At 63.0% G+C, this 22659-nt stretch carries 17 protein-coding genes; 11 read left to right on the top strand and 6 right to left on the bottom strand.

The window, feature by feature from the left end; translation table 11 throughout:
• Positions 1-103: 103 nt before the first annotated feature.
• Together RUH75_RS01240 and RUH75_RS01235 are read left to right on the top strand one after the other, a co-directional pair.
• Entirely contained in the window at positions 104-3010 is a 2907-nt protein-coding gene (locus RUH75_RS01240) for a TonB-dependent receptor (RefSeq protein ID WP_313801362.1), read from the top strand.
• Between the two features lie 72 nt (positions 3011-3082).
• The gene (locus RUH75_RS01235; RefSeq protein ID WP_313801360.1) at positions 3083-4318 is read left to right on the top strand and encodes an SGNH/GDSL hydrolase family protein; all 1236 of its coding nucleotides are present in this window, start codon (positions 3083-3085) and stop codon (positions 4316-4318) included.
• A 42-nt stretch (positions 4319-4360) separates the two neighbouring features.
• Here RUH75_RS01235 and RUH75_RS01230 read toward each other — a convergent pair whose 3' ends face one another.
• Both RUH75_RS01230 and RUH75_RS01225 read right to left on the bottom strand, forming a co-directional pair.
• Entirely contained in the window at positions 4361-5056 is a 696-nt protein-coding gene (locus RUH75_RS01230; protein WP_313801358.1) for an anti-sigma factor, read from the bottom strand.
• On the bottom strand, positions 5053-5541 hold the full coding sequence (locus RUH75_RS01225) for an RNA polymerase sigma factor (protein ID WP_313801356.1): 489 nt from the start codon (positions 5539-5541) through the stop codon (positions 5053-5055). The genes RUH75_RS01230 and RUH75_RS01225 overlap by 4 nt, the downstream gene beginning before the upstream one ends.
• Before the next feature lie 92 nt (positions 5542-5633).
• Between RUH75_RS01225 and RUH75_RS01220 the strand changes: the two genes are divergently transcribed.
• The 3 genes from RUH75_RS01220 (at position 5634) to RUH75_RS01210 (ending at position 8326) form a co-directional block, all read left to right on the top strand.
• Positions 5634-6929 (top strand): S8 family serine peptidase, encoded by a 1296-nt coding sequence (locus RUH75_RS01220; RefSeq protein WP_313801354.1) that lies wholly within the window; start codon positions 5634-5636, stop codon positions 6927-6929.
• A 99-nt stretch (positions 6930-7028) separates the two neighbouring features.
• Positions 7029-7712 carry a hypothetical protein gene (locus RUH75_RS01215; protein ID WP_313801352.1) on the top strand — a complete coding sequence of 228 codons (684 nt, stop codon included), beginning with the start codon at positions 7029-7031 and terminating at the stop codon, positions 7710-7712.
• Between the two features lie 203 nt (positions 7713-7915).
• Complete coding sequence (locus RUH75_RS01210; protein ID WP_313801350.1) at positions 7916-8326, top strand: hypothetical protein; 411 nt, start codon at positions 7916-7918, stop codon at positions 8324-8326.
• Here RUH75_RS01210 and RUH75_RS01205 read toward each other — a convergent pair.
• The 3 genes from RUH75_RS01205 to RUH75_RS01195 are packed head-to-tail and all read right to left on the bottom strand — an operon-like array spanning position 8289 to position 13970.
• On the bottom strand, positions 8289-9686 hold the full coding sequence (locus RUH75_RS01205; protein ID WP_313801348.1) for an efflux transporter outer membrane subunit: 1398 nt from the start codon (positions 9684-9686) through the stop codon (positions 8289-8291). The genes RUH75_RS01210 and RUH75_RS01205 overlap by 38 nt on opposite strands.
• Positions 9683-12826, bottom strand: a complete 3144-nt coding sequence (locus RUH75_RS01200) for an efflux RND transporter permease subunit (protein WP_313801346.1) — start codon at positions 12824-12826, stop codon at positions 9683-9685. Before RUH75_RS01200 ends, RUH75_RS01205 begins: the two co-directional genes overlap by 4 nt.
• A gap of 13 nt (positions 12827-12839) precedes the next feature.
• Complete coding sequence (locus tag RUH75_RS01195) at positions 12840-13970, bottom strand: efflux RND transporter periplasmic adaptor subunit (RefSeq protein WP_409592305.1); 1131 nt, start codon at positions 13968-13970, stop codon at positions 12840-12842.
• 244 nt (positions 13971-14214) lie between these two features.
• On the opposite strand from RUH75_RS01195, the gene RUH75_RS01190 reads away from it, so the two are divergent.
• The 6 genes from RUH75_RS01190 (at position 14215) to RUH75_RS01165 (ending at position 21867) form a co-directional block, all read left to right on the top strand.
• A complete protein-coding gene (locus RUH75_RS01190) occupies positions 14215-14949 on the top strand; it encodes a response regulator transcription factor (protein WP_313801344.1) in 735 nt (244 codons plus the stop codon).
• A gap of 7 nt (positions 14950-14956) precedes the next feature.
• Entirely contained in the window at positions 14957-16327 is a 1371-nt protein-coding gene (locus RUH75_RS01185) for an ATP-binding protein (protein ID WP_313801342.1), read from the top strand.
• Between the two features lie 345 nt (positions 16328-16672).
• On the top strand, positions 16673-18616 hold the full coding sequence (locus RUH75_RS01180; RefSeq protein WP_313801340.1) for a PrkA family serine protein kinase: 1944 nt from the start codon (positions 16673-16675) through the stop codon (positions 18614-18616).
• Positions 18617-18651: 35 nt separating this feature from the next.
• Positions 18652-19959, top strand: coding sequence for a YeaH/YhbH family protein (locus tag RUH75_RS01175; RefSeq protein ID WP_313801338.1), 1308 nt, complete (start codon positions 18652-18654; stop codon positions 19957-19959).
• Positions 19956-21497 (top strand): SpoVR family protein, encoded by a 1542-nt coding sequence (locus RUH75_RS01170; RefSeq protein ID WP_313801336.1) that lies wholly within the window; start codon positions 19956-19958, stop codon positions 21495-21497. The genes RUH75_RS01175 and RUH75_RS01170 overlap by 4 nt, the downstream gene beginning before the upstream one ends.
• 166 nt (positions 21498-21663) lie before the next feature.
• Positions 21664-21867: a hypothetical protein gene (locus tag RUH75_RS01165; protein WP_313801334.1), complete on the top strand. Its 204-nt coding sequence runs from the start codon at positions 21664-21666 to the stop codon at positions 21865-21867.
• 50 nt (positions 21868-21917) lie between these two features.
• Here the strand turns inward: RUH75_RS01165 and cobF are convergent, their stop codons facing one another.
• Positions 21918-22658, bottom strand: a complete 741-nt coding sequence (gene cobF / locus RUH75_RS01160) for a precorrin-6A synthase (deacetylating) (protein ID WP_313801332.1) — start codon at positions 22656-22658, stop codon at positions 21918-21920.
• Between the last annotated feature and the right edge of the window lies 1 nt (position 22659).

Below are 22659 nucleotides of genomic sequence, written 5' to 3'. Positions count from 1 at the left end.
GACTTGACAAAAATTACTCAGGGTTTATCAACGTCAAACTGATAGCGCTACCAATCATGCTTACCGGATAGTCGGAAGCCGCGCTCAGGAGGGGATTTTGAAGATGGCCGATTCTCGTATCCAGTCTTTTCGCATCGCGCTTTGTGCAGCGTCCGCCTTCGGTGCGCTGACGCTGGCGCAGGCAGCTTCCGCCCAGGACAGCGCGGCCCAGCCCGCCGCCGCCCAGCCCGTTGCACAGCAGGACGAAGTTGCCGACATCGTTGTAACCGGTATCCGCGGCAGCTTGCAGAGCGCCACCAATGCCAAGAAGGGTGCTGTTGCCTTCGGCGACTCGATCTTCGCGGAAGATATCGGCAAGCTGCCCGCCACCAATCTTGCCGAAACGCTGAACCGCATGCCCGGCGTGCGCCTCAACCGCGACGTCAATGGTGAGGGCACGCAGGTCGCGATCCGTGGCCTTGGTCCCAGCTTCACCCGTGTCCTGCTCAATGGATCGCAATTGCAGGTCGCATCGGACGGCGGCACCAATGGCGGCAGCGCCAACCGCGAAGTCGACCTCGACTTCTTCCCGTCGGAACTGTTCACCCGCCTTGACCTGGCCAAGAGCCCGTCGCCCTCCACGCTGGAAGGCGGTATTGCCGGTACGGTCAACCTGCGCAACGCCCGCCCGTTCGACAAGCCGGGCACCCATGTCACCGTCGTCGCGCAGGGCCAATATACAGACAGCAATGACAAGATTTCCCCGCGCGGCGCGATCGTTGCCAGCCACACCACCGACACCTTCGGCATTCTGGTCGGCGTTGCGGGCGTCAAGACCAAGACCCGCGTGGACGGGTTTGAATCGGTCGGTTGGACTGACGGCAATCTGGGCGCGGGCGATCCGGGCGGCAACAATTTCTCCTGGGCTTCGGCGGTTCCGGCGAATACCGGCCATGGTCTGATCGCCGGACAGCCGGTCGACGTGGTCGCCACTTCGGGCCTGACCCGCAGTCAGCTCAGCACGGCGCTGATCCCGCGCCTTGGCCGCAACAGCCTGACGCAGGGCGACCGCTCGCGCATTTCGGCGCTGGCCTCGCTCGAATGGCGGCCCAGCGATGAACTGCATTTCGCACTCGACGGCATCTGGGCCAAGTCGAAGCGCGACTATACCAAGGTCAACATGAACTGGCAGGTCCGCAATTCGGGGCCGGGCACCAGTGCGCAATCGACCGGCGGCATGATCCCGATCGGACTGACGGTCGACGATAATGGTGTCGTGACCAGCGGTACCTTCGCCAACTCCTCCTTCTTCCTCGAAGCCAGCCTGTTCAAGCAGACGACCAAATTCTGGAACATCAACCCCAGCGTCAGCTGGCAGCCGTCGGAAGACCTGAAGATCGACCTGAGCGCCAACTGGTCCAAGAGCCGCTTCTTCCGCGAACAGCCGACTTTCGCTTTCCAGACCACGCCGCAATCGGGTGTCGACGTCTATTATGACAATACGGGGGGCGATTATCCGTCCATCACGACCAATATCGACCTGAACGATCCCAATAGCGGCACCTGGCAATGGTATCGCCAGAATATCGCGCTGGTGCGCCGGACAACGGAAACCCGCGGCGCGCATCTCGACGTCACCTATGGCGACGAGATGTTCAATGTGAAGGTTGGCGCCGCCTATGACCGGGCGCAGCGGACGATCCGCGCCTATGACAACAGCCCGGCCTATCAGCTGTCGGTCTGCGGCACCGGCTGCACCGGGGCTACCGGATCGGTGCCGACCAGTGCGATCGCGCAATATCTGAAAGCCTTCCCGGTCAGCAATTTCGGCCATCTGGCAAGTGGCAACATTGGCTATAATGCCTTTGTCGTTCCGGATTTCGCCGGGTTGATGCAGGCGACCAACTATGCCAGCTATCGCGACAGCGCACCGGAAACGCGCGGGGCCGTCACGGGCGGCGCGACCGGCGACATGGATGAAAAGGTTCTGGGCGCCTATTTCGAACTGAACGGCGTCACCACCATTGCCGGGCGTGACCTGCACATCAATGCCGGCATGCGCTATGCCCATACCGACCAGTTGGTGATTGGACCGAGCCAGGTCGGCACGGCGATCGTCGACATCACCTCCAGCTCGAAATATGAAAATTTCCTGCCGTCGATCAACCTGACCTATGATGTCGCCAACAATGTCAAGCTGCGTGCTTCGGCATCGCGGACGATGACCCGCCCTGATGCGGGGCAGATCCTGCCCGGCATTACCTTTTCCGATCCTTCGGCGCTGACCGCGACCGCAGGCAATCCGGACCTCAAGCCCTATACCTCTGACAATTATGATCTGGGCGGCGAAATCTACACTGGGGGTATCGGCTATATCGGTCTGGCCCTGTTCATGAAGAATATTCAGGGCTTCACCGTCACCCAGTCGCAGCAGGTGAGCTTCGGATCGCTCAATATTCCGTTCGACAGCCTGATTTCGACCCAGCAGAACGCCCTCAACGACCGTTCGCTTCAGACCGGGGTTGCCGTCAATGATCTGCCGATCACGGTCAATCGCCCGATCAACCTGAAGGACCTGAAGATCAAGGGGATCGAGGCCACCTGGGTCCAGCCGCTGGACTTCCTGGTCAAGGGGCTGGGCTTTTCGGCCAATGGCACCTATCTGAAACAGTCCTCTTCTTCGGGGCTGGTGGCGACCGGTGTTTCCAAATGGTCGTACAATCTTCAGGGCTTCTATGAAAATAACGGCCTGTCGGTCAGCCTGAATTATGTCTGGAACGACAAGTCGATAGCCCTCAACGGTCCGCAGAACGGCATTAACGGCGCCAATCTGCGTTCCGACGCCCGCGGCCAGCTCGACATGTCGGCGGGCTATCAACTGCCTTTCCTCAACAAGGCGATGCGCCTGACGCTTGATGTGCTGAACATCACCAACGAGCCGATCCGCACCACCTTCGAATATGATAATGCCGCCTATTCGGTCTATTATCCGGGCCGCACGGTCATGGCGGGCATTCGGGCGAATTTCTGATCCTCCCCCCAGGAACCTGAGGGCCGGTCGCAAGGCCGGCCCTTTTTTCTTTCAGACAAGGGATCGTCGTTCATGCGTACGGGACTGGCCCATTTCCTCCTTCTCCTTGCCACTTGCGTGGCTTGGCCTGCGCAGGCCGCATCCTGCGCAGGCCAGTGGGTGGCGGCATGGACATCGGCGCAAATGGCGCCGACCGGGGATAATATGCTGGACCCGATCAAGCTGGCCGACAGCAGCCTGCGGCAGATCATCCGCCCGTCGATCGCCGGGAACCGGCTTCGCGTGCGCCTGTCGAACCTGGCGGGCACGAAGCCGCTGTGGATCAATGGCGCCAGCATCGCCCGCGCCCTGCGCCCCGATGCGGCGACAGTCGATCCGAAGAGCTTCATTCCGCTCCGCTTCGATGGGCGCGCGGATGTCGTGATTCCTGCCGGAGCGGATTATCTTTCGGACCCCGTGGCGTTGCCTGTCACGCCGTTTGATGATCTGGCGGTGAGCATTCACTTCGCCCAGGCCCCCGCGGAACAAACCTCCCATCCCGGATCACGGGCCACTTCCTGGCTGTTAAAGGGCGATCATCTCGCCGACCCCGGCATGGCCGGCGCCGACGCGATCGAACATTGGTTTTCGCTTGCCGCGCTGGAGACGGAAACATGCGGTCCAACTGGCGTCATCGTTGCCCTGGGCGATTCCATCACGGACGGGCGAGGGGCCACCACGAACGGAAACGACCGCTGGACGGACAATCTTGCCCGGCGCCTTCAGGCCGATCCGAAAAGGCGTCATCTGGCCGTGGTCAATCAGGGCATAGGCGGCAACCGCCTGCTGGACGACGGGTTGGGACCCAATGCGCTGTCCCGGCTCGACCGCGACGTGCTCGCGCAACCGGGCGTGCGTTATCTGATCCTGCTGGAAGGCATCAACGACATCGGCACCCTGACGCGCGACGCGACGGCGAGCGATGCGGAACACGCCCGGCTGGTGTCACGCATCATTGGCGCCTATCGCCAGATCATCGCGCGCGCCCGGGCCAAAGGGATCAAGGTGATCGGTGCAACGATCCTGCCCTTCCAGGGCAATAGCTATTATCATCCCGATGCCCGGAATGAGGCGGATCGTCAGGCCGTGAACCGATGGATAAGCGAGCCGGGGAATTTCGACGGCGTGATCGACTTCGACCGGATCATGCGAGATCCTGCTCGCCCCGATCATCTTCTGCCGCGCTATGATGTCGGGGACGCCCTGCATCCCTCGCCTGCGGGCTATCGCGCCATGGCGGAGGCTGTTCCCCTCGATCTGTTTCGGTGATTCCGAATATCCTCTGATGATCGGTCATATCAAGCGACGCTTTCAGCGCCAAGCCGTCTCAGCTGCCGCCTTCTCCTGAACCGCATCGGCAGGCTGGCCCTCCATCAGAGCGTCCACCGTGGCCATGATGCGCGCATCTCCGGAAGAAGCCTGACGATAATCCGTCGCCTTGCCCATGCCCGGCACCAGTTGCTGCACCTGCCAGTCTTTCCCTTCGCGACAGGCAATCCCTGACATCGCCTGCCCCTCGAAACTGCGGCACCAACCGCCGCCCTTGCGCTGGAAGCTAAGGCCGATGCGAATGGATGCCCCTTCCTGCGCGGAGGCCAGCTGCGTATCGAGGGTCGAGGCGAGTTCTCCCTGCGCCACCATTGTGCCATTTCCCACCGCAATGGGCCCTGCGGGACCGCCAGAAAGATGTCCGATGCCCAACCCCAGCAACAGGCTTGCGGCGATTGCGCCACCAATGCCCCAGCCCCGCCAATGCGACGCCGAAGGCCGGGCCAGCGGCACAATCTTCCCGCTTTCTTCCAGCAAGGCGCGCATCCCGGCAGGTACCGGCTCCGCCTCGATCGGGGCATAATGGCCCGACAGACGTTCGCGCACGCGGCGGTGCATCTCCAGTCGCTCGGCCAGCGCCGGGTCCTCCGCCACGGCGCGATCCACGCGCCGCCGCGTCACTTCGTCCAGTTCGCCGTCGACCCAGGCGATCAACATGGCTTCGTCGATATCGGTCATGCCGCTTCCCCCAGCAATTGGATCAGCGCCCCGCGCCCGCGCACCAGCCGCGAAGTCAGCGTCCCCATGGGAACGCCCAGCACCTGTGCCGCTTCCTTGTAGGACAACCCCTCCACCAGCACGAGCGCAATGGCCTCGCGCTGTTCATCGGGCAGGCTGTGCATCGCGCGGTCTACGTCGGACAGCATGACATGCGCCTCCACATCGCGGTCGCCGGCGTGGCCGACATGCTCGCCCGCTTCTTCCGGCGCAAAGGTCCGGGCGGCGCGCTGCCGCGAGCGGCCCTCGTCGATCCAGAGATTGCGCATGATCCTGTACATCCAGCTATCCAGTCTTGTCCCCGGTTGCCATTGATCGCGGGCCCGCAGCGCCTTTTCCAGCGTCGCCTGACAAAGATCGTCCCCGTCGGCACGGTCCCGCGACAGGCTGGCGGCAAAGCGCCGCAGCCGGGGCAGGATCGCCAACAGATCGCTTTCGAACGACATCCCGTCTCCAGTTCAGCTCTTGCCAGGGATGAAACGACCACTGCCACACGTTTCATCCCTGAACACGAACCTATATTGGAAATTTTTTCGCAATGAATCATTTTGAGGGCGAAAGGACCGGAAGGCACGCCGTCAGCAAAGAGGTCGAGATGAAATTCGCACGCCCATGGATCGTCGCCGGCCTGTTGCTGACCGCACCGGGCGCGCAGGCGCAACTGCTTTCCTCTCCCGGCAGTGGGTTGGGGCAGGTGGGCGGCGTCGTGCCCAATGTGCTGGACCGGGTGGAAGGAACGCTGGATCAGGCGGGGCTGGAGCAACTGTCCCCCGTGCGACTGGCCGATCGGCTGGTCGCGGCGCGGGCGGCCCGGATCGGGGATATGCTGCGGCGTCACGGGGACTCGGTCGAGCTGGACGATCGGCGGGAACCGGCGCGGCGCGGGATCATCCTGTTGACGGGCGCCAGGGGCAAGAGCATCGAGGCGCTGCGTTCAGCCGGTTACGCCGTGGAAAATGCGGCGGTCGAGGGGCTGGACCTCAGCATCACCCGGCTGACCGTGCCGCAGGGGCGCAGCCTGTCACGCGCGCTGAAGCAGGTGCGGTCGATCGCGCCCGAAGCGCAGGCAAGCGCCGACAATCTCTATTTCCCCAGCGGCCCTTCGATTGGGACGATGGCAACCGCGCTCGCGGAAACCGGCCCGGTGCGGGGCAAGGCCGTGGGGCTGATCGATGGCGGCGTTGCCCGGCACCCGGCGTTTAGTGGTCCGGTGGAGCAACAGGGCTTTGCGCGAGGGGCGCCGCTGGCCAGCGCGCACGGGACGGCGGTGGCATCGCTTATCAGCGGATCGGGTAGCGTTCGGGGAGCAGCGCCGGGCGCGCCATTGCTGGCCGCCGATGTCTATGGCGACGATCCGGCAGGTGGCGGCGCCTTTGCGATCGCGCGCGCCCTGGGCTGGATGGCGGCGCGGGGGGCGAGCGTGGTGACGGTCAGCCTGGTGGGGCCGGACAATCCCCTGCTGGCGGGCGCGATCCGGCTGGCGCGGGAAAAGGGCGTGACGCTGGTAGCAGCGGTTGGCAATGATGGTCCGGCGGCCCCTCCCGCCTATCCCGCCTCCTATCCCGACGTGATTGCCGTCACCGGGATTGACGGGCGCGGACGCGTGTTGCCGGAAGCCGGGCGAGCGCGCCATGTCGACTTCGCCGCGCCGGGCGCAGACATGAATGCGGCGCGTCCCGATGGCGGCAAGGGGCGGGTGCGCGGCACATCCTTCGCGGCGCCGCTGGTGGCGGGGCGGCTGTTCGCCGCCGGCAGTCTGGCGGCCCTGCGCGCGGAAGCAAAGCGCGGCGCTGGACCGGCGATCCTTTGCGGGAATTGCAGAAACATGGATTGAATATCAATATCTTGTAAATTTTTCACGCGGGTCGGGATGAAAGCGGATCGTCCTTCCGTTGTCCTCTCATCGGATCGACAACGAACAAGGAGACGATCGATGAAGATGAAGTTCCTTCTTGCTACCGCCGCTCTCGCCGCTTTGACGGCAGCCCCTGCTTCGGCCCAGCTGCTGGGCGGTGGCGGTGGCGGCATGCTTGGCGGCGGCCTTGGCGGCGGTCTGGGTGGCGTCGGCGGTTCCCTGGGCGGCTCACTCGGTGGTTCGGGTGGCATTGGCCTCGACCGCAGCATCGACCTTGAAAATGGTCGCGTAGGCGCCAACGGTTCGGGCCATGGCAGCGGCAACGGTTCCGCCAGCGGATCGGTCAGCCGCCACGGCAAGAATCATGGCGGCAACGCTTCCGGCTCCGGGAGCGGATCGGCCAGCGGCAGCCTGACCGCTGACACGCTGGGAACCAGCGACGTGAGCAACGCCGTGGGTGGCGCGCGTGATCAGGCCGCCGGTACCGCTGGCGCAGCACGGGATCGCGCGGCCGGAGCGGTCGCCAATGCCCAGGGCCGTGCCGGCGCAGCCGCGGGCGCCGCGCATGATCGGGCCTCCAGCACCGCTGGCCGGGCGCGGTCGGTGGCGGGCAATGCGGCAGGCAGCGCTGCGGGTGCTGCCGGCGGCGCGGCCAACAGCGCTGGCGGCGTGGCCTCGCTCGATGCCAGTGGACAGCTTTCGGGCAACGGACAGGCTTCGGGCTCCAGCGGCTCCACCTCTTCGGATCAGGCGGAAAATTAACCCCGCCGGGGCGGGCCTTTTCATGCCTTGCGCAGAACGTTGGAAAAGCCATTGATATAATTGACTTAAGGCTATGGCACTTTTCACGCTTCGTTTAAGCGACTAATATCGGTGTTTCAAACGGGTCCGGCAGGCAACTGCAAGGAACCCAAGGTCGCCAATGGTGCGTCGCGGCACCGTAAAATGAAGAGTTACGGGACTGAATGTCCGTTTCCGACACCGATTTCGGCTCCAAGCGGCTTCATGACCGGCAGCGCCGGTTGCTGAAGGCACGCATGCACCATCCCCGCCATGGCGAGGTCGACATCCTTGTCCGCGATGTATCGGAAACGGGTCTTGGCGGGCGGTGCGATCTGGATCTGGCGGTCGGGGAGGTCGTGGTCGTCGTCCTTGTCGATTGCGAACCTGCCCAGGGTCGGATCGCCTGGCGCAAGGGGCAGAGCTTTGGCCTGCATCTGGAGACGGCGATCAATCCGGCGGCGGTCAAAAGCCCCGCGAACGCCGAGCGCTCAGTTGAAGCGGGCTATCAGGTGCCTACCTTGTTCCGGCCTTCGGTGGAAACGAAAAGGCCGGGTTTCAGGACTGTTCGCCCGTCGCGAAATCCGCCCCGATGACCCGGTAGAGCAGGATGCGGTTCTGGATCAGCGCCAGATTGGTCGCGATCGCGCTCTGTTGCGCGCTGTACAGGTTGCGCTGGCTGGTCAGGCTGTTGAGGAAAGTATCGATCCCGGCGCGATAACGCTCATCGGCCAGGGCGTAGCTGCGCTGGCTGGCGAGGACCAGGCGCTGCTGGGCTGCCTGCTGGTCGTCGATCGTGCCTTCGCGGGCGAGCGCGTCCGACACTTCCTGAAAGGCGGTCTGGATTGCCTTTTCATATTGGGCGAGGGCCAGGTCGCGCTGCGCCTTGCTGTAGTCGAGATTGCCCCGGGCACCGCCCCCGATGATCGGCATGGCGGCCGAGGGTGCGGCGGACCAGGCGAACCCCTCGCCGGTGAAGAGCGAGGAGAGGGCCGAACTCGCCACGCCGATCGCGGCGGTCAGGCTGATCTTTGGAAACATCGCCGCGCGGGCGGCGCCGATATCAGCATTGGCGGCCTTCAACTGATGTTCGGCCTGTAGCACGTCCGGGCGCTGGAGCAGCGCGTCGGAGGAAAGGCCCGCCGGAACCTTCGCGATGCTGCCGGTCAGATCTTGGAGCGATTGGGGCAGCAGGGCGTCCTCCACCGGCGCGCCGGCGAGCAGGTTCAGCGCGTTGTGGTCCTGCGCCACCTGGGTTGCCTGGGCGGCGATGTCGCTGCGGGCCTGTTCCACGGAGGTTTCGGCCTGGTGGACGTCAAGCTTGCCGCGTAGCCCCGCGCGATTGAGCGACTGGGTGAGGGCGAGTGTGCGTTCCGCGCTGGCCAGCGTCTGACGGGCAAGCGCCAACAGTTCCTGATCGGCGGCCAGCGTGGCGTAGGCAGCGGCTGTTTCCGCGATCAGCGTGATGCGGGTGGAACGGGCCCCCTCTTCCGTCGCGAGATAGGATTCGAGCGCCGATTGGCTCAGGTTCCGGACCCGGCCGAACAGGTCGATCTCGAACGCGCTGAAGCCGATATTGGCGCTATAGCTGTTCTGCCGATTATCGCTCTGGCGGGAAAAGCTGGCGCCTGCCTCGCCGGTGACGGCGGGAAGCCGGGCAGCGCGCTGGACCCGATATTGCGCGCGGGCGGCCTCGACATTGGCAAGCGCGGCGCGCAGGTCGCGATTATTCGCAAGCGCGCGGTCGATGACCGACCTGAGCCGAGCATCGCCAACCAGCGCGGTCCAGGGCAGGCCCGGCTTTTCCGTGGCGAGCGCCGCCGCATAGGCAGGGCCGGAGGGGAAATTGGCGGGCACCGGGGGCATCGGCCGGACATAATGCGGCGCCATGTCGCAGGCTGACAACGCAGTCAGCGATGCCAGGGAGAGCAGGGGCGTCAGAAGGGCGCGCTTCATGCCCGGACCTCCACGGCGGGGGTGGCGGCGGGCGGCTGACCCTTGCGGCTGAAGATGCGCATGATCGTCAGGAAAAACAGCGGGACGTAGAAAACGGCGAGCACGGTGGCGGTCACCATGCCGCCGACCACAGCCGTGCCGATGGCGACGCGGCTCTGTGCGCCGGCGCCGGTGGCGATGGCGAGTGGAATGACGCCCGCGATGAAGGCCAGTGAAGTCATCAGGATCGGGCGGAAGCGCAGGCGGGCGGCCTCCAGCGCCGCGGCCGTGGCGTCCTTGCCCTCTCGCCAGGAGAGTTCGGCGAACTCCACGATCAAAATGGCGTTCTTCGCGGCAAGGCCCATGGTGGTGAGCAGGCCAACCTGGAAATAGATGTTGTTTTCCAGCCCCCGCAGCGTCACCGCCAGCACCGCGCCGATCAGGCCGAGCGGGATCACCAGCAGCACAGCCAGCGGGATCGACCAGCTTTCATAAAGCGCGGCAAGGCAGAGGAACACGACCAGGACCGACAGTCCGTAGAGCAGGGGTGCCTGACCGCCCGACAGCTTTTCCTGATAGGACAGGCCGCTCCAGGCATAGCTGGTGCCCGGGGGGAGCTGTCCCTGCAGCTTCGCTATCTCATCCATCGCCTCGCCCGAGCTGGTGCCGGGACCGGCCTGCCCCTGGATTTCGTAGGAAGACTGGCCGTTATAGCGGGACACAGTGGTCGGTCCCATCGTCCAACGGGTGGCGGCGAAAGCGGAGAAAGGCACCATTTCGCCGGTGGTGCTGGAACGCACCTGCCAGTTGTCGAGGTCGGCGGGCAACGCGCGGAAGGGCGCGTCGGCCTGCATATAGACGCGCTTCACGCGGCCACGGTCGACGAAATCATTGATATAGGTGCTGCCCCAGGCGGAACTCAGCACATTGTCGACATTGGCCTGGGTCAGGCCCAGCACGGCAAGCTTTTCGGAGTCGACGTCAACCTTGAGCTGGGGCGTGTCCTCCAGCGTGGCGGCGCGGACGCCGGCCAGCTTGGGATCGTTCGCCGCGGCCTTCATCAGCTGGTTGCGAAGCGCAAGGAAGCGTTCGCGGCTGAGCCCCCCCGTATTGAGCAATTCGAAGGTGAAGCCGTTGGATTGACCCAGGCCGCGAATGGAGGGAGGGGTCATGGCCAGCACCTTGGCATCGCGGATCGCGCCGAGCTGCCGGGTCGCGCGGTTCGCTATGGCCGTGGCCTGATTGGCCGATCCCTTGCGCTGGTCCCATGGCGCCAGATTGATGAAGCCCTGCGCCGTGTTTTCGCCCTGTCCCGCAAAACTGAATCCCTGAGCGAAGAAGATGAAATCGACATTGTCCTTTTCATCGTTCAGGAAATAATTCTGAATCTGTTCGAGCGCGGCACGGGTGCGGGATGATTTCGCGCCGGCCGGCAGGGTCGCCTGCACCATCACCTGGCCCTGATCCTCGACCGGAAGGAAGCTGGTGGGGAGGCGCACGAACAGCAGCCAGAGCAGCAGCAGGACGACCACATAGCCGCCCCAGAAAAACGCGCGGCGGCCGATGACGTGCTGGAGCTGCCGCATATAGCCGCGCGTCACCCGTTCGAACCAGCGGTTGAACCTGCCGGTCCAGCCCCGGTCGCGATGCTCGTCGGCTATGGGCTTCAGGATCGTGGCGCAGAGCGCGGGGGACAGGATCAGCGCGACCAGCACCGAGAGAAGCATGGACGAGACGATGGTGATCGAAAACTGGCGGTAGATCACGCCGGTCGATCCACCGAAAAAGGCCATGGGAAGCAGAACGGCGGAGAGGACGAGCGCGATGCCCACCAGAGCGCCGCCGATTTCCCCCATCGACTTGATCGTGGCGTCGCGGGCGGAAAGCCCTTCCTCCTCCATGATTCGTTCGACATTTTCGACCACCACGATGGCGTCGTCGACCAGCAGGCCGATGGCCAGCACCATGCCGAACAAGGTCAGCGTGTTGATGGAATAGCCAAACAGCGCGAGCACGCCGAAGGTGCCGAGCAGCACCACCGGCACCGCGATCGCAGGCACCAGGGTCGCGCGCCAGCTTTGCAGGAAGACGAACATCACCACGACCACCAGCCCGACCGCCTCGATCAGCGTCTGGACGACCTCCTCGACCGACAGCTTGATGAAGGGGGTGGTGTCGCGCGGATAGGTGACGGTGTAGCCATGCGGCAGGTCGGCCGACAGTTGCTCCACCCTGGCCTTGACCAGTTCCGCGGTCTTGAGCGCGTCGGCTCCCGGCGCGAGCTGAAGCGCTATGCCGGAGGCCGGATGGCCGTTGAGCCGCGCGGAGGAGGTATAGCTTTCATTGCCCAGTTCGACCCGCGCCACATCGGACAGGTGGACGATGGACCCGTCGCTCTGCGTCTTGACGATGATGTTGCGGAACTGTTCGGGCGTCTGCAGGCGGGCGCGGGCCGTTACGGTCGCGTTGATCTGCTGCCCCGCGGGCGCGGGGTCGGCGCCGATCTGGCCGGCCGATACCTCGACATTCTGGGCAGCGATCGCGCTCTGCACGTCCGAAGGCATCAGCTTGACCGTGGCGAGCTTATAGGGGTCCAGCCAGATCCGCATCGCATATTGCGAACCGAATATCTGCGAAGACCCGATGCCGTCGATGCGGGCGATCGGGTCCTGGAAATGATTGACCAGATAATCGGAAATGTCGGTCTGCGACGCGGTGTCGGTCTTGTCGTAAAGGCCGACAAGCATCAGGAAGTCGGTCTGCGACTTGGTAACGGTCAGCCCCTGCTGTTGCACGGCATTGGGCAGGCGGCTCAGGGCCTGCTGTACCTTGTTCTGGACCTGGACCTGCGCGGTATCCGGGTTGGTCCCTTTCTTGAAGGTGACGGTGATCCGCGACTGACCGTTGGCGGTCGAGGAGGAGGAGAAATACATGAGGCCGTCAATGCCGGTCAGCTGCTGTTCGATGACCTGGGTGACGCTGGTTTCCACGGTTTCGGCCGAGGCGCCGGGATAGTTGGCGCTGATGTTGACCGATGGCGGCGCAATGTCGGGATATTGGGCGATCGGCAGGGTCAGCATCCCGCCCAGACCAGCCAGCATGATGCCGATGGCGATGACCCATGCGAAGATCGGCCGTTCGATGAAATAGCGGCTGAGCAAGCTTTGCCCTCCCTTATTTCGCGGCCTGGTCGGCGGTGACGGCCTTGACGATGTCTCCGGGCTGCACTTTGTCGGTGCCCTCGACGATCAGCCGGTCACCCTTTTGCAGCCCGCTGGTGACCAGCCATTTGTCCCCTACCGCCTGGGTGGCGGCGACGATGCGGCGCTCTACCTTGTTCTTCCTGTTCACGACCAATGCCGTGGCGTTGCCCTTGGGATCGCGACTGATGCCCTGCTGCGGGGCGAGAATGGCGCCCGGGACCACCGACTGGGGCGCGACCACGCGCACGAACATGCCGGGCAGCAACAGGCCATCGGGATTGGGGAAGCGCGCGCGCAGGGTGATCGTGCCGCTATCCGGATCGACGATCGGTTCGGCAAATTCGATGCGCCCATCCAGCGGATAGTCGGTGCCGTCGTCCAGCTTCAGCCGGATGGTGGCGCTGGCGGGCAGCGCCTTGCCCGCAGCCAGCGCGCGCCGCAGTTCAAGCAGTCTGGCACTGGATTGCGTCACGTCGACGAAGATCGGATCGAGTTGCTGGATCGTGGCAAGCGCCGTCGTCTGGCTGGCCGTGACCAACGCGCCCGGCGTGACCGAGGATCGGCCGATGCGTCCGCTGATGGGCGCGCGGACCTGCGTGAAATTGAGGTTGATGCCGGTGGTCTGGAGCGTGGCGCGGGCCTGGCTCACGGCGGCGGCGGCTTGGCGCGCGGTAGCGACGACATCGTCGCGGTCCTGCGCGCTCACCGCCTCGCTCTGGCCCAGGATGCGGTAGCGATTGGCCTTGGCCTGGGCGGCGGCGGCGGTCGCCTGCGCGCTGGCGAGGGTCGCCTGCGCTTCATCGCGGGAGGCGCGATAGAGAGAGGGGTCGATCTGGTAGAGCGGCTGGCCTGCACGGACGGCGGAGCCTTCGGTGAACAGCCGTTTCTGGATGACGCCGGCGACCTGGGGGCGAACCTCCGACATCATGGTGGACGCGGTGCGGCCGGGCAATTCGGTGGAAACGGTCACATTCTGCGCCGTCAGCGTCACCACGCCAACCTCGACCGGCCCCTTTTTGGGCGCTTCCTTCTGGCCGCAGGCGGCGATCAGGATGCAAAGCGCGAATGGCATGGTCCGAAAGGGGTGGCGGCGGCTGGGCATGGTCGGCGGACGGGTCCAAAACGGGTGAAAAGGTCTTCGCCCGGCGCAGGGGGAGGGGAGGGACGCGCCGGGCGAAGGTCGGCTTCAGGACATGACGCCGACCTTCGCCCTCATATCGCTCGGCACGGTGCATGGTAGAGCGACTTATTGTCCCGGTGGATCAATATGTAGCGGATTGTATCTTTATGTATCCAGGAGCGCGGCGGACGCAGACTTGGCCCGGAAATACGGCTAGAGGAGGCTCATGCCCGATTTGTCCCGTCCGCCCCGCGTGATCGTCGTCGACGACGACGAAGACATCAGGGGGCTGATTGCCGGTCAGCTTGTCCAGGAACATTATGAGGTCCTGACGGCCGGAGGCCTGATGGAACTGCATGCCGCCATGGCGGAGCAGGCGATCGATCTGATCGTGCTGGACCTCAACCTGCCCGATGGGGACGGGCTGGCGCTCTGCCGGGAATTGCGCGCGCAGGGCAGCGGGGTGCAGATCATCATGGTGACGGCGCGGGGCAGCGCTATCGATCGGGTGCTGGGGCTGGAACTGGGCGCGGACGATTATCTCACCAAGCCGTTCGAGCCGCGCGAACTGCTGGTGCGCATCCGCAACCTGCTGCGCCGTTCAAGGGGCGAGGAAAGCATACGGCAGAAAAGCGCGCGGATCGCTCGTTTCGGTTCATGGCGGCTGGACCTGTTCCAGCGCCGCCTGATCGCGAGCGACGATCGATTGATCATGCTGTCTTCGGCCGAGTTTCGCCTGCTCTCCCGCTTCATAGAGGAACCCAATGTGGTTTTGTCGCGTGAGGCGCTGGTGCCCGAACGCCGGGCGACGGCGGCGTTCGACCGGTCCATCGATCTTCAGGTCAGCCGCCTGCGTCAGAAACTCGCCGATCATTCGGGGGATGGGCCTGGCGGCACCGGCCTGATCCTGACGGTGCGCGGCGAAGGTTATGTGCTGGCCAGCACGGTGACATACGAATGAGCGGCGCATGACGGTTCCGGTCGTGACGCGCGCGCGCAGCTTCTTCCGGTCGCTGGTGGGGCAGATATTCCTGTTGCTGACGGTCGGCATGATGGTCGCCGCCTTGTTGGCCCTGATCGTCGCGGAGCAGACCCGCCATCTCGATTTCGAGCGGTGGCGTTTGCAGCGCGTGGTCGCGAGCGCTGTCGACATCGCGCAGCGGTTGAGCCATGACCCCGCCCGGATCGAGGCGATGCTGGCGGATCAGCAGATCATGGGCGCGCGGATGGCGCCGGGCGGGGTCGCCTTGACGGACCCTGATCCGGATTTGGCCGATGCGTTGAGGGCGCGTTTCGGCGCCCATTCCAATCCCGAAGCGGGGCAGGTGCCTGTCGGGCTTTGCTTCCCTCCCAGCAAGATGGACCCGAATAATCGCGCGGCTGGGCTGATCGGCGCCCCGCGGCCCGATTGTTGGGTGGTGCGTTTCAGTGATGGCACTGGCGAGCGGCGTTCTCTGGCGCTCTATCTGCCACGACTGGTGAAGCCGCCCAGCAACCTTGCCAATCCGGTCTATCTGCTGCTGATCCTGCTGTCGTCGGCTGGGCTGGCGATTATCGTCGCGCGCTTCGTTGCCAAGCCGTTGCGTCGTCTGGAACATGCGGCGGAAGCCTTTTCGGTGTCGATCGATCCGGAGGAAATCCCCGAACGCGGCCCCGAAGAAGTCCGTGCGGCGCTTTCCACCTTCAACCTGATGCAACGTAGGGTGCGGGCGGGCTTTGCTGAACGGACGCAATTGCTGGCCGCGATCAGCCATGATCTCCAGACACCGCTGACCCGGTTGCGATTACGGCTGGAGCTGGTGGAAAATGAGGAGTTGCGGGCGCGGCTGTTGCAGGATCATCAGGCGATGATGACGCTGGTGCGCGAAGGGCTGGACCTGGCGGCGAGCACGGAGTCCCAGGAGGACTGGTCGGTGATCGACATCGATTCGCTGCTGACCAGCATGGCGGAAGATGCCCAGGATCTGGGCGCGCCGGTACGATTTCTGGCGGGTTGCGGCGGCACGGTTCGGGTCAAGCCCAATGCGCTGACACGCTGCATCAGTAATCTTGTGAACAATGCGGTCAAATATGGTGGCAGCGCGGACATCCGTTGCGCGCGGCAGGCGGGCCGTGTGCTGATCGAGGTGCGCGATCAGGGGCCGGGCATCGCGCCTGACCAGCTGGACCAGATGTTCGCGCCCTTCACCCGCGGTGCCGCGGGGCAGCCGGGTGGACGGCCGGGGACCGGCATCGGCCTTACCATCGCCCGGTCGCTGGCGCTGAGTTTCGAGGCGTCGGTGCGGCTGGCCAATGCCGGCGAAGGTGGGCTGATCGCCACGATCGACATGAAGGCTTGAGGGAACCATCGCCGCTTGGCGAGATTATCTCTCTATACCCTCTTCCCTCTGACGGCTTCAGGTGACACTATGCAGTAGATCGCGGCGGGGGAACGTCGCGCCGATTTGAAGATGCTGCACGGCAGCGGCGTGGCAATGTTGGTGTCGGCCGCAGATAAGGGTCGTGCGAATACCGGAAATGCTCTTGCGTCGCCGGATGAGCATCATGTGTTCTTTTGCAAAGAACTTTGCCGATTAACTTTTGGACAGAATTGAATTTTTTCACCCAGCCAGGTTGTATTACACTGTTTTTACAGACCATATGGGTCTATATACATTCTATGGCTACTTTAGCGGGAGTCGCCAGTGACAAAAAATGAGCTGTTTTCCAGCTTCACGCGGAAGTTCGATGATCGGCGCCAGGCCGAAATGTCCGTCGAAGATTATCTGCTGGGATGTCGCAACGATCCATTGATGCATGCAACAGCGCCCGAGCGATTGCTGGCGGCGATCGGCGAGCCGGAGATCATCGACACCTCACGCGATCAGCGGCTGGGCCGGATTTTCATGAACCGGACGATCCGGCGCTATAAGAGCTTCACCAATTTCTATGGCATGGAAGGAACGATCGAACACATCGTCAGCTTCCTGCGCCATGCGTCCCAGGGACTGGAGGAGCGCAAGCAGATCCTTTACCTGCTGGGGCCGGTGGGCGGCGGCAAGTCCTCGCTGGCCGAGCGGCTGAAGGCGCTGATGGAGACGCATCCCATCTATGTGCTGAAGGCGGGGGACGAGATCAGCCCGATCTTCGAAAGCCCGCTCGCCCTGTTCGATGCGGAAACGCATGGCGATTTCATCGAGGAAAATTACGCCATTCCCCGGCGGCGGCTGACGGGCATGATCAGCCCCTGGTGCCGCAAGCGGCTCGACGAGTTCGGTGGCGATATCTCCCAGTTCAGGGTCATCCGCATGATGCCCTCGCGCATGCGGCAGGTGGCGATCGCCAAGACCGAGCCGGGGGACGAGAATAATCAGGACATCAGTTCTCTGGTCGGCAAGGTCGACATCCGCAAGCTGGAGATGCTCTCGCAGAATGATCCCGATGCCTACAGCTATTCGGGCGGGCTCAACCGGGCGAACCAGGGGATGCTGGAATTCGTCGAGATGTTCAAGGCGCCGATCAAGATGCTCCACCCGTTGCTGACCGCGACGCAGGAGGGGAATTATATCGGCACGGAGAATATCGGCGCCATTCCCTATACCGGTATCATCATGGCGCATAGCAATGAATCGGAATGGGCGAATTTCAAGAACAACAAGAATAACGAAGCCTTTATCGACCGCATCTACGTCATCAAGGTGCCCTATAGTTTGCAGGCGACCGAAGAGCGGCATGTCTATGAGAAATTGCTGCGGGAATCGGACCTGAGCAAGGCGCCCTGCGCGCCGGGGACTTTGGATATGCTGGCGCGCTTCTCCGTGCTGACGCGGCTGCGGGAGCATGAGAACAGCAATCTCTACTCCAAGATGCGCGTCTATGACGGCGAAATGCTGCGCGAGATCGACCCGCGGGCCAAGAGCATGCAGGAATATCGCGACGCGGCGGGCGTGGATGAAGGGATGGCGGGCATTTCCACCCGCTTCGCCTTCAAGGCGCTGTCGGCGACCTTCAATCATGACACCAATGAGATCGGCGCCGACCCGGTGCACCTCATGTATGTGCTGGAAGGGATGGTGCGGCAGGAGCAGTTTCCGACCGAGGTTGAATCCCGCTATCTGGAATTCATCAAGGGCGAACTGGCGCCGCGCTATGCGGAGTTCATCGGCAATGAAATCCAGAAGGCCTATCTCGAATCCTATCATGATTATGGGCAGAATCTGTTCGACCGCTATGTTGCCTATGCGGATGCGTGGATCGAGGATCTGGACTTCAAGGACCCGGACACCGGGCAGCTTCTGGACCGGGAGGTCATCAATCAGGAGCTGTCCAAGACCGAAAAGCCCGCCGGCATCGCCAATCCCAAGGATTTCCGGAACGAGGTGGTGAAATTCGCCTTGCGCATGCGGGCGAGCAATGACGGGCGCAATCCCAGCTGGACCAGTTACGAGAAAATCCGCGAAGTCATAGAGAAGCGGATGTTCAGCCAGGTCGAGGATTTGCTGCCGGTCATCAGCTTCGGCTCGAAGAAGGACGGCGAAACCGCCACCAAGCATGACGAATTCGTCGCGCGGATGATCGAAAGAGGCTATACTGAGCGGCAAGTGCGGCGGCTTGTGGAATGGTATATCCGGGTGAAACAGGCTGGATGATGGCAGGCCGGTTGATGGAGGGCCTATAGGGCACCATGCACATAGTCGACAGACGCCTGAATCCGGGGGGCAAGAGCCTGGTCAACAGGCAGCGCTTCCTGCGTAGGGCAAGGGCATATGTGCAGCAGGCGGTGCGCGACAGCCTGAAGGACCGCAGCATCAAGGATCTGGACAAGGAAGGCCAGATTTCGATCCAGCGCGACGTCATCCACGAACCGACATTGCATCGCGCGCCGCAGGGCGGCAATCGCGAAAGGGTGTTCCCCGGCAATCACGATTATATGGAAGGCGACCGGATCAAGCGGCCCGATGGCGGGCAGGGGTCCGGTTCGCAAGCCGGGCAAGGCGAGGGGAATGACGATTTCCAGTTCGCGCTGAGCCGGGAAGAGTTTCTGGACCTGTTTCTGGATGATCTGGAACTGCCGGACCTGGCCAAGCGGCGGCTGATCGGTGGAGCCGTGGACGGAATCCGGCGAGCGGGCTATTCGACGATCGGCAACCCATCCAATCTGTCGGTGCCGCGCACCATGCAGAAAGCCATGTCCCGAAGGCTGGCCCTGCGCCGCCCGAAAAGCGCTGATCTCATGCGCGTCGAGCAGGAGATCGCGCTGATCGAGGCGCGCGAACCTGCCATGCCGGACGACGCGGTGCGGCTGGAGGCCTTGCGCGAGGAACGTTCTGTCATCATCCGGCGCCGGAACCTGATCGCCTATATCGATCCGGTCGACCTGCGTTACCGGCGGTTCGAAACGATTCCCAAGCCCGTCGCGCAGGCGGTGATGTTCTGCCTGATGGACGTCTCCGGATCGATGACGGAGCATATGAAGGACCTGGCAAAGCGTTTCTTCGCATTGCTGCACTTGTTCCTGTCGCGCTGTTACGAGCATGTCGAGGTGGTGTTCATCCACCATACCGACAGAGCGGCCGAGGTGGATGAGCAGACCTTTTTCTACAGCACGGTGACGGGTGGCACTCTGGTGTCCAGCGCGCTCGACAAGCTGCTGGAGGTCGTGAAGGAACGCTATCGGCCGGATGACTGGAACATCTATGTGGCTCAGGCTTCGGATGGCGACACCATGCAATCCGACAATGGCCGGGTCGTCAGCCTGATGCAGGACGAAATTCTGCCCATGTGTCAATATGTCGCCTATCTGGAAGTGGGACGGGAGGAATTTGCCGATATCGAGACAGTCGGAACCACGACGGGCTTGTGGCAGGCCTACGCCCCGGTCAGCGAGGCGAATCGCAATTTCGTGATGCGCAAGGTGCACCACCGACGGGAAATCTACCCGGTGTTCCGGGAACTGTTCCAGCGCAAGGGCGTGGCGGAGCGCTCGGCATGACGGTAAAACTGGCGAAAGCCCCGCTGTTCACGGGAAGCGATTGGGACTTTGCGCTCATCAATCGCATCCATGACACGATCGAACCGATCGCGCTCAAGGAAATGAAGCTGGATATCTATCCCAATCAGATAGAAATCATCAGCGCGGAGCAGATGTTGGATGCCTATTCGTCGATCGGCATGCCGCTATTCTACAAGCATTGGTCATTCGGCAAGCAGTTTGTGACCAATGAAATGATGTACAGAAAAGGGCTGAGGGGACTGGCATACGAGCTGGTTATCAATAGCGATCCCTGCATCAACTATTTGATGCAGGAAAATAGCGCGACGATGCAGACATTGGTCATTGCACATGCTGCTTTTGGTCATAATCATTTCTTCAAGAATAATTATGTCTTCCGTCAGTGGACGGATGCGGAAGGGATCCTCGACTATCTGGAATTCGCCAAGCGCTATATCGCCCAGTGCGAGGAACGCTATGGTCAGTTGCCGGTAGAACGGGTGCTGGATGCAGCCCATGCGCTGATGAATCAGGGCGTGCATCGCTATCCGCGCATCCGCCCCAGGGACCTCAAGGGCGAGGCGGCGCGGGAAGCGGAGCGGCAGGCTTATCGCGACCGAATCTATGATGATCTGTGGCGCACCGTTCCGACGGGGGCAAAGGCCGATGCGGTGCCCAATGACGAACGGCGGGCGGTACTCGGCCTGCCGCAGGAAAACATCCTTTATTTCCTCGAAAAAACCGGGCCCCTGCTGCAAAGCTGGCAGCGGGAAATCCTGCGCATCGTGCGGCTGATCGCGCAATATTTTTATCCCCAGCGCCAGACCAAGGCGATGAACGAAGGCGCGGCGACCTACACCCATTATCGCATCATGACGACACTGCACGAGAGGGGCTGGATTACGGATGGGTCCTTCATGGAGTTCCTGTCATCCCATACCAATGTCGTCTACCAACCCACTTATGATTCAGGGCATTTTGGCGGTTTCAATCCCTATGCGCTGGGTTTCGGCATCATGTCGGACATTGAGCGCATATGCCGCGAACCAACCGGTGAGGACCGGGAATGGTTTGGCGACATTGCCGGATCGGGCGACCCGATGGAGGTGCTGAAGGATATCTGGGCGAATTACCGGGATGAAAGCTTCGTTTCGCAATTTCTGAGCCCGCATCTGATCCGGCAATGGCGGCTGTTCAAGATTCTGGACAGGCAGGGCGAATCGGAGCTGCGGGTCGACGCCATTCATGACGAACGCGGTTATCGGCGGATTCGGCGCTCTCTGGCACGGGAATATGACATTGGACGGCAGGAACCGGATATCCAGGTGATGGATGTCGATCTGGCCGGCGACCGGAAATTGATCGTGGAGCATGCGGTCATGGACGGCGTTCAACTGGAACCGGGCGATGCCGCCATGGTTTTGCAAAATCTGGCGAATTTATGGGGTTATGAGGTGGTGCTGCAGGAAGTCGACTCCGAAACGCGGAAGGAGCTGAAGAGTCACAGCGCACAGCCCAATGCGGGCTGGCTGCGCTGAACCGGTTCCCGCAGCGGACGGAAACAGGGGCGGGACAAGATTCCATTTTCAATCGGTCCTGGGAACGGCTAAGTTGGCCGCCGGCTTTTCGTGGGCGAAGTCCGTTTCGTCGCTCTGCCAGAGCAATGGAGAGGATAAGGCCCCGTGACAGGCAGGAGTTCGATTCATGACGAATGCTCTTACGCCAGAAGAGTGTCTTGACCGGGCGAGAATGCACGAGCAGTTGGCGGCGACGACCGCCGATGCCTCAGCGCGGATGATGCATCAGGCCATGGCCGCTGAATTTCGCCGCCGGGCTGAAATGGCGATCGACAGCGTGCGGCAGGCAGTGAACAGACCTATCGTCGAATTGTGCCGCAACGTCGCGTGACGGCAGGGGCTTTCGGCCCTGCGGACGGCTCATCTGGTCTGATCGGGCGATTACGGGCGTCTGCGTAAAAGGTAGATGTCCATGATCCAGCCATGCTCTTTCCGGAGAGCGGCGCGGCGGCGGATGATGTCCGGACCGATCGCGGCCAGCGGACCATGTGCGATCGCTTCGTGCGGCATGCCGAGATAGGCACCCCACCATATGTCGACATGCCCGGTGGAAAGCGTCTGAAAGGCGCAATGGCCATCGAGCATGACGACAAGGCTGTCGGCGTCATCCGGCCAGCCCCGTTCGCGCAGGCGACGCCCGGTGGTGATCAGCACCGGCCCGGCGAGGTCGTTGAGGCATATGCCATGGGCGGCGGTCAGCGCCTGGATGCTGGTGATGCCGGGGATCACCCGGATTTTCGTGTCCGGCAGGCGTCCGGCGATGCGCAGGCTGCTGTCGTAGAGCGACGGATCACCCCATATCAGCAGCGCAAGATTGCCGCCATCGGGCAGGTGTCGGGCGATCTGTTCCATCCAGAGCGTCGCGATCGCATCATGCCAGTCAAGCACGGCGCCGACATAATTTTGCTGGTCGGCCCGTTCCGGCATGTCGAATTCCACGATTTTCACAGGATGCGTCAGCATTTGGGCGCAGATCGTCCGCCGCAGGTCAAGAAGGTCGGATTTTGCGTCGCTCTTGCGCGGCAGCAGGATCAGGTCGGCAGCGTTCATCGCCTGCGCCGCCGCGAGGGTCAGATGGTCGGGATTCCCCGTGCCGATGCCGATGAGATTGAGGGTGATCATG

Origin of the sequence: Sphingobium sp. (assembly GCF_032153725.1) — a bacterium.
Classification (GTDB): Bacteria; Pseudomonadota; Alphaproteobacteria; order Sphingomonadales; family Sphingomonadaceae; genus Sphingobium.
This window is presented reverse-complemented; position numbering and strand designations above follow the sequence as displayed.